This is a genomic window from Streptomyces sp. NPDC012510, from assembly GCF_042955065.1.
GTDB lineage: Bacteria > Actinomycetota > Actinomycetes > Streptomycetales > Streptomycetaceae > Streptomyces.
This window is the reverse complement of the sequence record NZ_JBIBEN010000012.1, coordinates 68,020-84,167: the sequence shown is the minus strand read 5'-3', so window position 1 is coordinate 84,167 and position 16,148 is coordinate 68,020. Positions and strand designations below refer to the sequence as shown.

Below are 16,148 nucleotides of genomic sequence, written 5' to 3'. Positions count from 1 at the left end.
CGGGACCTCGTCATGTCCTCAGTACCAGAGGGAGAACGTGGCGTCGGCCCTGGCGACGGCGGTGGAGATCGGGTCGATGCGCAGCATGTAGTTGAAGTGCCGGATGTAGCGGTCCGGGTAGTTGTGGGAGCGGAATGACGACCAGGACGGGTCGGCGAGCCCGGCGGTCCTGTGGAAGGTGGCGTCCTGGGCGAACTTCGTGGTGCCGTCGTTGACGTCCAGCCGCAGCTGGTAGTAGGCGTGCCGCAGATAGCGGGTGGGTTGGTTGACGGACTGGAAGGAGACGCCGGAGGAGTCGGCCAGCCCCGGCACCAGCTTCCATTGCGAGTCGGTGTAGGGGTCGAACGGGTACGGGTCGATGCGGCCGAGGGAATCGACCTGTCGCCAGTATCTGTCCGGGAAGTTGTAGGACTTCAGCCGGTTCCAGGCAGGCCTTCCCCACTTGGCGATCATGTTGTCGTACACCGTCTGGGGGATCGGCTTGATGTCGGCGTGCTTGGAGTTCAGCGGCTGGGTGTAGACGCGCCGGTCGGTGGCGGTCCAGGTGCCGGTGGAGAGGTCGTTGGTCTGCCAGGTGTAGAACAGCGCGTTGGCGTCGCCCCACAGGTACCAGGTGCCGGAAGCCTGGGCGAGGATCGGGCCCTCGATGCCTCCCTGCGGCGCCAGGCCCGAGGTGAACTGGGTGAAGCTGCCGGGGGCGAGGGAGGTGGACTTCGCGCCCGTGAGGCTGTTGCGGCCTTTGTAGTACAGGTAGTTGACGCCGTTCACGTCCTTCGCGAGGGTGCCGTCGATGATGTCGTAGCCGGGGTCGAAGAAGACCTGCGGTGCCGTCACCGTCTGGAAGTCCGTGGTGTAGTTCACCATGATCACGTTGTGTCCGCTGCTGTTGACGGCCGAGTAGAGCAGGGCGTACTGGCCGCGGGAGGGGTCCCAGAAGGCTTCGGGCGCCCAGGTGTGGGTGGCCATGTCGTGCAGTTTCAGCAGGCGGTAGTTGTCGAAGGAGCGCAGGTCCGCGGAGTCCCAGACGTGGATGTACGGGGTCTTCTTGCTCCAGTCGGTGCCCTTCAGGTTGGTCGCCAGGACGACGAAGGTGCCGTCCTGCTTGGGCAGGATGAAGGGGTCGCGCAGACCGCCGTCGCCCCCGGTCGGGGTCACGACGGGGTTGTTCTGATTCAGCGGCATCCACTGCAGCCCGTCGGTGCTGACCGCGAGGTGCAGGCCGTAGTCCGTGCCAAGGTTTCTCGGTGACTGGGTGAAGTAGGCCATGACGAACGGGGAGGCCGTCGCCGCGGCGGCGGACTGGCTGCCGAGGGTCAGCGCGCCGGTCATGGACAGCGGCACGGCCGCGGTCATGCCGAGGAACAGCCGGCGCGAGGGGAGGGGGGTTGTGCTCATCTGGTGCCTCCAAGGCGTAGGGAAAGCCGGGGAAGTGACCGCACCGAAAGACCACCTTGGCCGACATGTCGAATGTCGTTCGGTGAGTCGGTCGGCGGCTGGAAGAGTGGAGCTGCGGCGTCACACGAACCCCCGGTGCCCGGCTGCGCGGACGGTGCGGATTGCGTTGACGCCTCCGTGCCGATGCGGCTTCGGCCGCCTTCGGCACCGGACTCGGGGCGGGCTGCTCATCAGCTCCGGGGGCGGTAGCGAGCCGGCTGGTTTCCTGGCGCCACAGTGAGGTGGTGCCACAGGCGCTCGTACCGCCGTTGCTCGGCCAAGTACATCCGCCCCTACACCTCGATCGCCGAGGACAGGGCGTTGGGCGGCGAATGCCAGGAGATGCCGGCGTTCTCCGTGGAGGTATACCGGCATCCCCGTCGGCGCCGGGTCAGCTCGTCACGCGGAAGGTGGCGTCACTGCGGCCTGTCGCGGTGCTGATCGTGTCGAGCCGCAGCTGGTAGGCGTAGTGGCGGATGTAGCGGTCGGGGAAGTTGTACGACTGGAACGACGACCAGGTGGAGTCGGCGAGGCCGGCGACCTTCCGGAAGGTCGCGTCCGCCGCGAACCGGCTGCTGCCGTCGTTGTGGGCGAGCTGGAAGTCGTAGTTGGCGTGCCGCAGGAAGTAGCCGGGCATGCTGACCGACTCGAAGGAGACGGTGCCGGAGCCCGCCAGGCCGGGCCGCAGCCGGAACTGTGCGTCCTCGGCGGGGGTGACGTCGGAATCGATGCGCACGTCGAAGTTGGTGTGGCGCACGTAGCGGTCCTGGAAGTTGTACGACTGGAGCCGCTGGGCCGGGGTGTTGGGCCAGCGGGCGAGCACGCGGCTCTCCTCGGCGGCCGTGAGGGTCGTGATCGCGCCGTGGCGCTTCGGGGTGCCGCCCATGTCGTAGCTGGTCGAATCCTGAAGCCGGTAGGAGCTGACGCTGAACGGGTTGGTGGTCAGGATCGGCCGGTACTCGCGTACGCCTTGCGGGTTGTTGTAGTCGATGTAGAGGGCCCACTCATTGCGGTCTCTGAACTTCATCCAGACCGGGCCTTCGACCACATTGCCGGTGAGGCCGATGCTGGAGAGGTTGCCGAGGTTGGTCCATGTCCCCAGGATCGAGTTGCTGCCCTCGACCGTGTTCTGGCCGTCTCCGGAGACCCGTACGTAGCGGTAGGGGCCGACACCGGCGGGCACCTCGGTCATCTGGGTGTCGACGATCGGCGTGGTGCCGGGGGGGTCGATCCAGATCTGCGGGGTGGTGATGGTGCGGAAGTCCTTGGTGCGGGCGTAGTAGATGCGGTGCTTGAACACGCCGTTGACTGTGGCGTTCGTCGCCCAGTACAGGACGTAGTCGTTGGTCTCGGGGTTCCAGCTCGCCTCCGGCGCCCACGCGTTCTTTCCGCCGGGGATCAGGCCGGCGGCGCCGAGCAGCCACGGCTTCGACCAGGTCACCAGGTCGGTCGACTCCCACACCACGAAGTTGGGGCTGCCGTTGGTGTACGTCGAGCCGCAGCGGATACACAGGTCGGTCGCGATGATCCAGTACTTGCTGCCGTCGGGAGAGCGCACCAGTGCGGGGTCGCGCACCCCCTTCGTGCCGATCTTGGAGTTCAGGATCGGCGCTCCGCCGTTGAGGTCGTTCCAGTGCAGGCCGTCCGTGCTGTGCGCGAGGTACAGCATCTGGCCGGTCGCGGAATCGCCGGTGAAGTGCACCATCAGGTAGCCGGGGTCGGCGGCGGCCGCCCGCTGGGGTGCGGCCAGGGACTGGCATGTGAAAAGGAGGCATACGGCGAGCAACATCACCGTCAGCCGGGTTCGGAGCGCGGACACGGGATCTCCTGTCGTCGTGCAGGTGCCGCCGGGGGAGGGGGGCCGGGGAGGGGAAGAACGGGGCGGCTGGAGAGAGGTGACCGAGTCTCGGCCTCTTGCCGCTGCCCGCTGTTGCGCCCGTCGGCCTTGCTTCCCTGCGCGGCCAGAGGGAAGCACTGCAGCCAACTCGATGTCAGATCAGCCGACTTGGTTGATATATCGAACGGCGTTCGTAGCGTCGGCTGACGTTAAGAGGAGCAAACAGTGCGCGTCAATACATCCGACATGCATGCACCGCCAGACATCCCATTAAAAGCCATGTCGTAGGTCTAACCACAGGGTAACTTCCGGGCAAGGGCACCCATCCCCTTGACAGTGGTGGGATGAAAAGGCAATCTCCCTCCGACTCCATCCGCGAGCGATACACGGCGGACCACCTGCAACCACCCGGAAGGGCCGCATGAAACTCCTCCAACGAAGCGGGGTTCAAGTCGCCGGTACGGCAGTGGCCGTCCTCGCCGGCGTGGGCTCGCTCACCGCGGTGCCCGCATCCGCCGCCACACCGGGGAGCTGGACCTCGGTCCAGCCCGGTGTCGCACAGACCGGCTGTGACGGCGTACGCGCCACCGTGGCGTTGGACGCGAACGGCGCCCTCTCGCTCGGTGCGACCTGGAACTGCCGCCAGGCCCTGATACCCGCTCCGATCGGGCTGGTGACCAGCCAGACCGACTTCACCACCGGGCTGGAGTTCGTCAGACGCACGGACACGCCCATCTCGGACAACTACGAGGTCAAAGCGGGGAAGTCCCGCGTCCGAACGCGGTCCGCGACCGAGACGAGGCTGGTGTTCGCGAAGGGCTCCGCGCAGCTGACGGTGCACGTCCGCACGTCCGCGGACGGTATGGCGCTGCGCTACGAACTGCCGTCGGGCGCGACGGTGCTGCGAGAAGCGACGTCGTTCGAACTGCCCACCGACGCCCAGCTTTCCCGGCAGGTGTTCAGTCCTGATCACGAGAGGGGTTATGTGACCTCCGCGGTCACCGACGTCCCGACGGGCTCCTACGACATGGGCATGTTGGCCCAGCAGACCAACGGCGCGCGGGTCCTGCTCGCCGAGTCCGGTGTGGACGGTGGCTACTCGGGTGGCTCGTTCACCCACACCCAGGGCACCGGCCGGTTCACCGTCGCGCTGGCCGACGCGCAGATCGCGCGATCCGGCGCGTTCACCACGGCGTGGCGCACCGCCTCCATCGGCAGCACGGCGACGATCGTGGAGTCCACGCTGGTCGACGACGTCGCGCCCGCGTCGAAGATCGCCGACACCTCGTGGATCAAGCCGGGTATCGCCGCGTGGCCGTGGCTGGACGGCATGTGGGCCACCCAGCGCGACCTGACCAAGCTCAAGCAGTGGGCCGACTACGCCTCCTCGCAGGGCTGGCCCTATCTCCTGGTGGACGACGGGTGGAAGGCCAACCAGGCGATCATTCCCGAGCTCGTGGCCTACGCCCGGGAGCGCGGCGTTCGGATCATGCTCTGGTACCACTGGCAGGACCTGGACACCGCCGCCGAGCGGGACGCGGAGTTCACCAAGATCACCGGGTGGGGTGCCGTCGGCGTCAAGATGGACTTCATGGGTTCCGAGACCCGGGCCCGTCAGCAGTGGTACGACGCGGCCCTGGCCGACACCGCCCGCTACAAGCTGATGGTCGACCTGCACGGCTCGCGCCTGTCCGTCGGCGTCCACCGCACCTGGCCGCACGTGCTGACCAACGAGGCCGTCCGCGGCGAGGAGTACCCCGGCGGCCGGGACGTCGGGCACGTGGCGGCGCTCCCGTTCACTCGCGGCCTGCTGGGCCCGGCCGACTACTCGCCGATGAGCTTCCAGCAGCGCAACCCGAACAGCGACGCCGCCGAACTCGCCCTCGGCGTACTCCTGGACAGCGGGATCATGCTGCCCGGCAGCCGCATCTCGGACTACCAGGCCCGGCCCGAGGCACAGCGGTGGATGCGCATGCTGCCGACCGCGTGGGACGAGACGAAGTACGTCTCGGGCGACCCGGTCAACGGAGGGGTCATCGCGCGCCGCAACGGCGACCGTTGGTTCGTCGGGGCTTTCCGGCGCGGCGGCGCCACCACCATCAGCTACCCGACCACGTTCCTCGGCTCCGGCACCTGGCACGCGGAGATCACCACCGACGGCACCGACGGCCTGACCCGCACCAGCAAGGTCATCCAGGCCGGTGACACGCTGAGCATCCCGGCGGTCGCGAACGGCGGCCATGTGGTCAAGCTGACCAAGGTCGCGGCCATCCCGACCGGGAACCGCACGGTGACCATCGCCGGCAGCGGCCACGTACTCGACGTGAAGAGCAAGAGCCTCGCGAACGACGCCGCGATCATCCGCTGGACCAGCACCGGCGGCACCAACCAGCGCTTCGCGTTCATGCCCCTCGGCGACGGATACACGCGGATCGTCAACCAGGAGAGCGGCAAGGACGTCGTCATCCGGTGGGCCTCCCGCGACGCGGGCGCGAAGGCCGTCCAGTACTCGTACGAAGCCAACGCGAACACCAACGACGAATGGCTGGCGGAGAACGCGGGCAACGGCCGTATCCGGCTCCTCAACCGCCACAGCGGTCTCTACCTCACCGCGGGCGGCGCCCAGGGCGACCAGCTGGAGCAACGCCCGTTCGACGGCACCGACCACCAGATGTTCACCGTCTCCTGACACCGCTGAAGGGCCCCTTGCCCGAGTGGGCAAGGGGCCCTTCAGGGTCGCTAGTCGGTGACGCGGTGGAAGGTCCATCGCTGGTTGGAGCTGCCGGCGTCGCGGTACTGGATCAGCGCGACACCGTCGGCCGTGCTGCCTCCCTTGACGTCGAGCACCTTGCCGCTGTTGCGGTTGACCAGGACGAACTCGCCGCCGGTCTGCGGGCGCAGCTGCCACTGCTGGCTCGTGCGGCCGTCGGCGGTCGCCTGTACGACCGCCGCCCCGTCCGCCGTGGAGGACCCCGCCACGTCGAGGACCTTGCCGCTGCCGACGCAGGTGATGGTGTGGTAGCCGTCCCCGGTGGACTGGAAGGCCCAGTGCTGGTTCGGTTTGCCGTTGTCGGGCCACTGGATCACGGCGGCGCCGTCCGCGCTCGAGGCACGGTAGACGTCGGCGACCTTGCCGCTGCGCACACTGACGCACGTGTAGGCCCGGGTGGGCGCGATGCTGTACTGCACCGAGTCCACGTCGACGTGGCCGGTGCCGTTCGGGTTGTAGGTGTAGAGGCCGACCCGGTCCCCGCGGTATCCGCCCCACGTGAGCTGGTAGGTGCCGCCGACCGCGGTGAACGTGCTCCCGTCGAGGCTGTAGGAGAACCGGCTGACGCCGTTCACGTCCCAGGTGGTACGCAGCCAAACGGCGTTCTGCGTGACCTGCGGACCGTACGTCAGGGTGCCGCCGGCGTTGTGCGCGATCGTGGTGGTGGTGCCCGAGCGCCGCACACCCAACCCCGCGTAGGTCGCCGCGTAGTGGCACAGGCCCGCGTGCTGACCGTCGGCGAGGCCGGTCAGCTCCAGGCGGACCGTCACCGTCGCGCCGCCCGCGGTGCGCAGCACCCGCTGGGTGAGGGTGTTCCCCACCTTGGTCAGGTTGTCGGCCGCCAACGGTGCGAACGCCTTCAGCCGCAGGTAGCCGGGCCGTTCGGTCAACGACCAGTGATCCGCGCGCGGCTGGTAGTACCACTCCCACTGCGGCTTGAGGCGGGTGTCGGTGAACAGGTCGCTGGTCACCACGGGGGGCAGCGCGTCGACCGGCAGACCCGGCGTGCCACCCGCGGGCACCTGGCCCGTCCAGACCATGGTGCCGATGCCGTCCGCACCCACCTTGCCCAGGATCGGCCAGCCGTCCACCCAGGTCACCGGCAGCAGCGACAGCACGCGTCCCTCCCAGTCACCGTGGCCGTGATGGGTCACGAAGTACCATGCGCCGTTCGGGCTCTGCACCAGCCCGCCCTGGTTGGGCTCGCGGTCCGCCGAAGTGTTGACGTGCAGCAACTGCCTGGTCTCGAACGGGCCGTAGATGCTGGAGCCGCGGTTCATCATGAGCACCCGGCCCTCGGACTTCACCTCGCTGAACAGGTGGTAGTAGACACCATCGATCTTGTAGAGCTTGCTGGCCTCGCTGCGCGACGACTGGTGGATGACCGTGGACGGGCCGACCAGCGACTTCCCGTCCTCGGACAGCTTGAACAGGTGGATCTTGTAGCTGTCCGAGTAGTGAGTGGTGACCAGGTAGCCCTGCCCGTCGTCGTCCCAGAACGGGCACACGTCGTTCCAGCCGGAGGTCCGCCACATCGCGTGCAAGGGCTCCCACGGCCCGGTCGGCGACGGGGCCGACGTCATGAAGAAGCCCTCGTCGGGGGTGTTGAAGTACACCCAGTACCGCCCCGCGTGGTGGCGGATGGCCCCCGCCCACACGCCACGGCCGTAGCGGTTCATCCGGTTCCAGTTCAGCTCCGGTCCGATACGGGTGACGTCGTCGACCGCGCCACCGAGCGTGCGCCAGTTGACCAGGTCCTTGGAGTGCAGGACGGCCATGCCGGGCGAGTACCCGAACGTGCTGGTGATGCCGTAGTAGTCGGAGCCGACCCGGATGCAGTCCCAGTCACTGAGGTCGGCGGGGACGATCGGGTTGACGTAGGTGCCGTCGCCCTGGTCGCCCCACGCTGTGGCCGGAAACGAGTCCGCCGCCGCCCTGCTCGCCGGCAGCAGACCCGGCAGCACGAGTGCCCCCGTGCCGACCGCGGCGAGCCTGCCGAGCTGTCGTCTGGTGATGTCCACGATTCCGTCCTTTATGAGAGGTCATCTGCGAGAAGCCATCACATGTGTCGGCGGTCTCTCGAGCAGCGGCTCGACCGCGGGTCCGGCCATCTGGGCCCGCCCCGCGCCGGGCGGCCAAGGGTCGTCGACGGATTCGACGTCCGGGTGCGGCCAGGGGAGTTGGAGAACGACAGCGTGGTCGATGAGCGCTTCGCCAGGGACACCTTGACCGAGACGGTGCCCGATGTGGTTCAGGAGCCGGTCGGGCAGGAGAAAGCGCGTCGCCGCCGTCGGTGTCGGCGACCTTGGTGACCGTGGCGCCGGCACGGACCGCTCTCACACCAACACGTCCAGTATTTCGAACGTGGATCGATATACGGAATGGTCGCCCGAATCTAAAAGGCACCCCGTACGGAAGTCAACATGCGCGACGCCACCACGGCCCGGTTTGTCCGGCAACGCGAGCGGCAACGGAACCGAACCCGCCGGAAACATTGACGGAACCCTGACGCAAACCTATCTTCTGCTCGAAGTTCCGCACGTCGTGCGACATTTCGAACAATATTGCTCACGCCTCAGGGCAGTGCACGCAGAAACGGAACGAGCGTTGAACAGAACCCTCAGGGCGGTCCTCGCCCTCCTCACCTCGGTGGCCGCCCTGCTCGGGCTCACCACCGCCTTCGCCGGCCCGGCCGGAGCCGCCCACCCGCCGGCGGGACAGACGACGCGGTACACCATGACCGCGTTCACCAACAGCAGCGAGTCGAACATGTACGTGTACGACTCGCCGGACGCCACCGGATTCACCGTGCGGAAGGGCCCCGCCTACACCCCGCCGTCCGGTCTCATCCGGGATCCCAGCATCTTCAAGCACACCGACGGCTTCTACTACATCACCTACACCACCAACTGGACCGGGAACACCATCGGTTTCGCCCGGAGCACCGACCGGGTGAACTGGACGTTCCTGTACAACTACACGATCCCGATCAGCGGGTTGACCCGCACCTGGGCGCCGGAGTGGTTCATCGACAGCGACGGCAGCGTCAACGTCATCATGTCGCTGACGTCGGCGAGCACCGCCACCCACTTCACCGCCTGGAAGATCACGGCGACCAACTCCGCGTTGACCACCTGGTCGGCGCCCACCCAGCTCTCCGGCATCGGCCCGAACTACATCGACACCTTCGTCGTCAAGATCGGCTCCACGTACCACGCGTTCACCAAGAACGAGACCACGAAGTACATCGAGTACGCCACCGCCTCCAGCCTCACCGGCCCGTACACGATGCGGAAGACGGGCAACTGGGCCGGCTTCGGCGACTGGGTCGAGGGCCCGGCCCTGGTCCAGCTCGACAACGGCGGCTGGCGCATCTACTACGACGGCTACCGCGCCGGGAAGTACTGGTACAGCGACAGCTACGACAACTTCGCCACCTGGACCACACCCACCGAGGTGCCCGGACTGACCGGTTTCATCCGCCACGCCACCGTGCTGAAGGAGACGGTCTCCGGCGGTGTCACCCTGCCCACCAACACCACCAGGTCACTGCAGTCGGTCAACTTCCCCGGACGGTCCGCCGTGGTGCGCTCCGACAGCCTCGGCTACATCGACCCGGTGAGCGCCTCCAGCAGCACCGCCGTCAAGCAGAGCGCGACCTTCACCGTCGTGCCCGGCCTCGCGGACGCCAACTGCTACTCCTTCCGTGACTCCGCCGGCCGCTATCTCCGCCACTGGGACTTCCGGGCCCGCTTCGACGCGAGCAACGGCACGGCCGTCTTCAACAAGGACGCCACGTACTGCGCCCGCCCGGGCAGCGCATCCGGCTCCGTCAGCCTGGAGTCGTACAACTACCCCGGCCGCTACCTCCGCCACTACAACTACGCACTCCGCCTGGACCCCTACCAGAACACCGACACCTTCCGAGCCGACAGCTCCTTCACGGTGGTCAGCCCCTGGGCCTGACGCCCCTGGGCCTGACCTGTCCGGCCCACCCTGCCGTGCCGTCGCGGACCCACACGCGGCGGCGCGGCATCCGCGACTTCCAGGGCCACGACACCGGCCACTACGGCGGCCGCTACACCGGCCACTTGCTGATCACGCTGTCGCCGGCGTACGCCGACACCGACCTCGGTACATCCGATGTCTGTCGCGCTGCCAGGTCGCCTTCCGGACACGCATCGGGAAGTGGCCGAGTATTTCGTGTCGCACGACTAGACAGGGGCAACGTTCGTACCCGTTAATCCATCCCATGTATCAGTGGAGCGGACTGATGGGACCGAAACCCCCACGGACCTCAGGCTGTCATGGCCCTTCGGCCGTGTGAGCCAACAGACCAACGACCGAGCTATCGCTCTCCACACCGAAAGGTGCAAGATGGCCTCCTCCGTCAGCAGACGGCGCCTCCTGCAAATAGCCGGGGCCACCGTCGCCGCCTCTGCCACCGGGTCCTTCATCGGAGTCTCTCCCGCCCACGCGGCGGCCGTCCCTCCCGCAAGGGCCGACATCGGGGTCTCCGCGCACCCCTTCGAGTTCGGCCAGGTCCGGCTCACCGCGAGCCGGTGGCTGGACAACCAGAACCGTACGCGGAACTACCTGCGGTTCGTCGATGTCGACCGGTTGCTGTACAACTTCCGCGCCAACCACCGGCTGTCCACCAACGGCGCGGCCGCCACCGGCGGCTGGGACGCGCCGGACTTCCCCTTCCGCACCCACGTCCAGGGGCACTTCCTCACGGCATGGGCGCAGCTGTACGCCGTGACCGGGGACACCGTCTGCCGGGACAAGGCCACCCACATGGTCGCGGAGCTGGCCAAGTGCCAGGCCAACAACAGCGCCGCCGGTTTCAACGCCGGGTACCTCTCCGGTTACCCCGAGGCCGACTTCACCGCTCTCGAACAGCGGACCCTGAGCAACGGCAACGTGCCGTACTACACCATCCACAAGACCCTCGTCGGCCTGCTGGACGTGTGGCGCCACATCGGCAGCACGCAAGCGCGTGACGTGCTGCTCGCCCTGGCGGGATGGGTCGACTGGCGCACCGGCCGGCTGACGGCCCAGCAGATGCAGACCATGCTGCAGACCGAGTTCGGCGGCATGAACACCGTGCTGACCGATCTCTACCAGCAGACCGGCGACGCGCGGTGGCTCACCGTAGCCCGGCGCTTCGACCACGCCGCGGTGTTCGACCCGCTGGCGGCCAACCAGGACCGGCTCAACGGACTGCACGCCAACACCCAGGTACCCAAGTGGATCGGTGCCGCCCGGGAGTACAAGGCCACCGGAACCACCCGCTACCGGGATATCGCCACCAACGCCTGGAACTTCACCGTCAACGCGCACACCTATGCCATCGGCGGCAACAGCCAGGCGGAGCACTTCCGCGCTCCGAACGCCATCGCCGGTTTCCTGAACAAGGACACGTGCGAGAGCTGCAACACCTTCAACATGCTCCTTCTCACCCGGGAGTTGTTCGCGCTGGACCCGAACCGGGCCGCGCTGTTCGACTACTACGAGCGGGCATGGCTGAACCACATGATCGGCCAGCAGAACCCGGCCGACGACCACGGCCACGTCACCTACTTCACCTCGCTCAACCCGGGCGGCCGACGCGGTGTGGGCCCGGCGTGGGGCGGCGGCACCTGGAGCACCGACTACGGCACCTTCTGGTGCTGCCAGGGCACGGGCCTGGAAATGCACACCAGGCTGATGGACTCCCTCTACTACCGCAGTGACAACACCCTGATCGTCAACATGTTCGTGCCCTCGGTGCTCAACTGGTCCGAGCGCGGGATCACCGTCACCCAGACCACGACCTATCCCGTCAGCGACACCACCACCCTGCAGGTCACCGGCAACGTCAGCGGAACCTGGGCGATGCGCATACGCATCCCGAGCTGGACCTCCGAGGCCACCATCAGCGTCAACGGCACGCGGCAGAACATCGCCACCAACCCCGGCAGCTACGCCACCCTGAGCCGCTCGTGGACCTCCGGCGACACGGTCACCGTCCGCCTGCCCATGCGGGTCGTCATGCGAGCGGCCAACGACAACGCGAACGTCGCCGCGATCACCTACGGCCCGGTCGTCCTGTCCGGCAACTACGGCAACTCATCGCTCAGTTCGCCGCCGACACTGAACACGTCCTCGATCACACGGACCAGCAGCAGTTCCCTCGCCTTCACCGCCACCGCCAACGGCTCCACCGTCAACCTGGGCCCGTTCCACGACGCGCACGGCCACAACTACACCGTCTACTGGAACACCAGCGGCAGCGTCCGTCTCGTCAACGCGGCCAGCGGTCTCCTGCTGGGCATCCAGAACATGTCCACGGCCGACGGTGGCCGCGCTCTGCAGTGGTCGGACAACGGCACCGCCGACCACGACTGGTACATGATCACCGACGGAAACGCGGTCCGCTTCCGCAACGCCCACAGCGGCAAGGTGCTCGGCGTCTTGAACATGTCCACGGCAGACGACGCGACCGTCCTGCAGTGGTCGGACAACGGCACCGCCGACCACAGATGGACGCTGCTCGACCAGGGAGACGGGACCTACAAGATCCGCAACGAGAACAGCGGCAAGCTGCTCGCCATCGCGAACAACTCCACCGCTGTCGGTGCGTTCGCCGTCCAGGACTCGGACGACGGCACCGCCGACAACCGATGGCGCATCGTGAAGAACTGAGGTCCGCTCCGGATGTAGATCCTGGTCGCTCGCTCTCCACCTTCCCGTGCGCTCGGCACCTCGACCCTCGTTCGGTATCACGAACATCAGGGGCGTCGAGGTGCCCCCCATCGACAGTCCGGACAGCCTCTGACGGGGCCGACGGGAAATCCTTACTCAAGGAATGAGGCTCCTATGCGCAGACGTGGTCTCCACCGCAGACATCTGTCTGTGGCGCTCGCGGCCCTGGTCGCTTCGGCGGCGACGCTCGTCGCCAACCCGGCTCAGGCGGCCACCAGCGGCGCCTTGCGCGGTGTCGGTTCCGGCCGGTGTCTCGATGTGCCGGGCGCCAGCCAGACCGAGGGCACCAACCTGCAGCTCTGGGACTGCTGGGGCGGGACCAACCAGCAGTGGACGCTGACGGACAACAACCAGTTGACCGTGTACGGCAACAAGTGCCTGGATGTTCCGGGCCAGGCCACCACGGCCGGGACCCGGCCGGTGATCTGGGCCTGTAACGGTGGTGCGAACCAGCAGTGGCGGGTGAACGCCGACGGCACGGTCGTCGGCGTGCAGTCCGGGCTGTGCCTGACCGCCACGGGCTCCGGTACGGCCAACGGCACGGCGGTGGAGATCTCGACGTGCAACGGCGGCAGCAACCAGAAGTGGACCGGCCTGTCCGCACCGCCGAGCAGCACGTGTGCTCTTCCGTCGACCTACCGGTGGACGTCGACGGGTGCGCTGGCGCAGCCGGCGAACGGGTGGGCCGCGTTGAAGGACTTCACCACCGTGACGTACAACGGCAAGCACCTGGTCTACGGGACGAACTACACGGGGTCGGACTGGGGCTCGATGATGTTCAGTCCCTTCACGAACTGGTCGGACATGGCGTCGGCCGGCCAGAACAGCCAGAACGAGCGAGCGGTGGCGCCCACGCTGCTCTACTTCGCCCCCAAGAAGATCTGGGTGCTCGCGTACCAGTGGGGTCCGTGGCCCTTCATCTTCCGCACGTCCAGCGACCCCACCAACCCCAACGGCTGGTCCTCGCCCCAGCCGCTGTTCACCGGCAGCCTTCCCAGCACCGACAACTCCCCCACCGGCCCGATCGACCAGACCCTGATCGCCGACGACCAGAACATCCACCTGTTCTTCGCCGGTGACAACGGCAAGATCTACAAGTCGACCATGCCGATCGGGAACTTCCCGGGCAGCTTCGGCTCCTCGTACACGACGGTCCTGAGCGACACGGCGGACAAGATCTTCGAGGCGCCGGAGGTCTACAAGGTCCAGGGCCAGAACCAGTACCTCATGATCGTCGAGGCGCGGGGCGCGAACGGGCGCTACTTCCGCTCGTACACCGCCTCCAGCCTGAACGGTCCGTGGACCGTGCAGGCCGGCAGCGAGAGCAGCCCCTTCGCGGGCAAGGCCAACAGCGGTGCCACCTGGACCAACGACATCAGCCACGGTGACCTGGTCCGCAACAACCCCGACCAGACCAAGACCATCGACCCCTGCAACCTGCAGTTCCTCTACCAGGGCAGGGGCACCACGCCGGCAGGCACTCCCTACGAGAAGTGGCCGTACCGGCCAGGCCTCCTCACCCTGCAGCGCTGACCCACGCACATGATCACAAGCTCGTGACCATACGTATAAGGCCCGCAACGCGGAAGCCGCATTGCGGGCCAGGAAGGACTTCCCCCACATGGTTCCCATACACAGGCGGCTGCTGCGGCTCCTCACGGCCACCGCACTGACGCTCAGCGCCTGCGTCACCGCCTCCGCCGGCACGACCGCCGAGGCCGCCCCGGGCAGCCCCGCGCTCACCCCTCCACTGGGCTGGAACAGCTGGAACAGCTTCGGGTGCGGGATCACCGAGGCCCAGGTGCGCCAGGCCGCCGACACGATGGTGTCCTCGGGCATGCGCGACGCCGGCTACCAGTACGTCGTCGTCGACGACTGCTGGTTCGACCCGCAGCGCGACAGCGCCGGCAACCTGCGGGCCAACCCGACCAAGTTCCCCAGCGGCATGAAGGCGCTCGGGGACTACATCCACAGCAAGGGCCTGAAGTTCGGCATCTACCAGGCGCCCAACGAGGTCACGTGCGCTCAGGGCGTGGGCACCTACCCGGGCCGCACCGGCAGCAAGGGCCACGAGGTCCAGGACGCCAACACGTTCGCCTCCTGGGGCGTGGACTACCTCAAGTACGACTGGTGCTCCGGCAGCGGCACCCTCGGCGAGCAGATCGCACAGTTCACCATCATGCGCGACGCCCTGCGCGCCACCGGCAGGCCGATCGTGTACAGCATCAACCCCAACAGCTTCCACGCCCCCACCGGCGACAAGTACGACTGGGGTGAGGTCGCCGACCTGTGGCGCACGACCGAGGACCTGCTCGACATCTGGCAGAACAACAACACCAACAGCTACCCGATGGGCGTCGGTAACGTCCTGGACGTCACCGCGCCCCTGGCCGCCCAGTCGGGCCCGGGCCACTGGAACGACCCCGACATGCTGGTCGTCGGCCGTCCCGGTCTGTCGTTGACCGAGTCCCGCTCCCACTTCGCCCTGTGGTCGCTGCTCTCGGCCCCCCTCATGGCCGGCAACGACATCCGCACCATGTCCGCCGACGTGAGCGCCATCCTGCGCAACCCCCGCCTGCTGGCGGTGAACCAGGACTCGCTGGGCGCGGGCGGACGCAGGGTGCGCGACGACGGCAACACCGAGGTGTTCGCCAAGCCCCTGTCCGACGGCTCGGTCGCCGTGGGCCTGTTCAACCGGGGAGCGAGCACCACGACCATCACCGCCACGGCGGCGCAAGTCGGCCTCACCGGAGGCTCCTTCACCCTCACCGACCTGTGGACCGGCGGCACGTCGAACACGTCCGGCCAGATCTCCGCGAGCGTCCCCGCGCGCGGTGTCGCCGTGTTCAAGATGACCGGCGGCAGCCCGCTGGCCGCCACCACCGCCCGCCTGCGCGGTACCGGATCCGGACGCTGCCTGGACGTGGACCGCGCCACCACCGAGGCCGGGACGAAAACGCTGATCTGGGACTGCCACACCGCCGCCAACCAGCTGTGGACCACCTGGGCCGGAGGCGAGATCCGCGTCTACGGCGACAAGTGCCTGGACGCCTTGGGGCAGGGCACCACCAACGGCACACCGGTCATCATCTGGCCCTGCAACGGCCAGAACAACCAGAAGTGGACCAGGCAGGCCGACGGGTCGATCCGCAACGTCAACGCCGGGCTGTGCCTGGACGCCGAACAGGCAGGAACCGCCAACGGGACCCCGGCCATCCTGTGGACCTGCAACGGCCAGAACAACCAGAAGTGGACCACGCTGCCCTAACCACCCTCCCCTGGCGCGCGGGTCGGCCTGCGCGATCGACCCGCGCGACCGGCTGTGCAACGCCGGTCCAGGCCGCCGGTGCGGACCGACGG

8 protein-coding genes are annotated in these 16,148 nt (G+C 67.7%); 5 read left to right on the top strand and 3 right to left on the bottom strand.

Features of this window, described 5'->3' with window-relative positions; genetic code table 11:
• Positions 1-18 precede the first annotated feature (18 nt).
• Positions 19-1,395, bottom strand: a complete 1,377-nt coding sequence (locus ACFY9I_RS22765; RefSeq protein ID WP_391004377.1) for an AbfB domain-containing protein — start codon at positions 1,393-1,395, stop codon at positions 19-21.
• A 430-nt stretch (positions 1,396-1,825) separates the two neighbouring features.
• On the bottom strand, positions 1,826-3,253 hold the full coding sequence (locus tag ACFY9I_RS22760) for an AbfB domain-containing protein (RefSeq protein ID WP_391004375.1): 1,428 nt from the start codon (positions 3,251-3,253) through the stop codon (positions 1,826-1,828).
• A 439-nt stretch (positions 3,254-3,692) separates the two neighbouring features.
• Here ACFY9I_RS22760 and ACFY9I_RS22755 point away from each other — a divergent pair, with 439 nt between their 5' ends.
• The gene (locus ACFY9I_RS22755) at positions 3,693-5,960 is read left to right on the top strand and encodes a glycoside hydrolase family 97 catalytic domain-containing protein (protein WP_391004373.1); all 2,268 of its coding nucleotides are present in this window, start codon (positions 3,693-3,695) and stop codon (positions 5,958-5,960) included.
• A gap of 50 nt (positions 5,961-6,010) precedes the next feature.
• Here the strand turns inward: ACFY9I_RS22755 and ACFY9I_RS22750 are convergent, their stop codons facing one another.
• Positions 6,011-8,062, bottom strand: coding sequence for a family 43 glycosylhydrolase (locus ACFY9I_RS22750; protein WP_391004371.1), 2,052 nt, complete (start codon positions 8,060-8,062; stop codon positions 6,011-6,013).
• Positions 8,063-8,648: 586 nt separating this feature from the next.
• Between ACFY9I_RS22750 and ACFY9I_RS22745 the strand changes: the two genes are divergently transcribed.
• The 4 genes from ACFY9I_RS22745 to ACFY9I_RS22730 all read left to right on the top strand — a co-directional run bounded on the left by ACFY9I_RS22745 (position 8,649) and on the right by ACFY9I_RS22730 (position 16,056).
• Positions 8,649-10,007 carry an AbfB domain-containing protein gene (locus ACFY9I_RS22745; protein ID WP_391004369.1) on the top strand — a complete coding sequence of 453 codons (1,359 nt, stop codon included), beginning with the start codon at positions 8,649-8,651 and terminating at the stop codon, positions 10,005-10,007.
• Positions 10,008-10,418: 411 nt separating this feature from the next.
• Complete coding sequence (locus ACFY9I_RS22740; RefSeq protein ID WP_391004367.1) at positions 10,419-12,728, top strand: beta-L-arabinofuranosidase domain-containing protein; 2,310 nt, start codon at positions 10,419-10,421, stop codon at positions 12,726-12,728.
• A gap of 174 nt (positions 12,729-12,902) precedes the next feature.
• On the top strand, positions 12,903-14,321 hold the full coding sequence (locus tag ACFY9I_RS22735; RefSeq protein WP_391004360.1) for a non-reducing end alpha-L-arabinofuranosidase family hydrolase: 1,419 nt from the start codon (positions 12,903-12,905) through the stop codon (positions 14,319-14,321).
• A gap of 88 nt (positions 14,322-14,409) precedes the next feature.
• On the top strand, positions 14,410-16,056 hold the full coding sequence (locus ACFY9I_RS22730; protein WP_391004358.1) for a ricin-type beta-trefoil lectin domain protein: 1,647 nt from the start codon (positions 14,410-14,412) through the stop codon (positions 16,054-16,056).
• Positions 16,057-16,148: the final 92 nt, after the last annotated feature.

What these genes read in the sequence shown, in the direction of transcription:
- ACFY9I_RS22755 (WP_391004373.1), top strand. Translation starts at nt 3,693, where the DNA reads ATGAAACTCCTCCAACGAAGCGGGGTTCAAGTCGCCGGTACGGCAGTG.
- ACFY9I_RS22730 (WP_391004358.1), top strand. Translation starts at nt 14,410, where the DNA reads ATGGTTCCCATACACAGGCGGCTGCTGCGGCTCCTCACGGCCACCGCA.
- ACFY9I_RS22765 (WP_391004377.1), bottom strand. Translation starts at nt 1,395, where the DNA reads ATGAGCACAACCCCCCTCCCCTCGCGCCGGCTGTTCCTCGGCATGACC.
- ACFY9I_RS22735 (WP_391004360.1), top strand. Translation starts at nt 12,903, where the DNA reads ATGCGCAGACGTGGTCTCCACCGCAGACATCTGTCTGTGGCGCTCGCG.
- ACFY9I_RS22740 (WP_391004367.1), top strand. Translation starts at nt 10,419, where the DNA reads ATGGCCTCCTCCGTCAGCAGACGGCGCCTCCTGCAAATAGCCGGGGCC.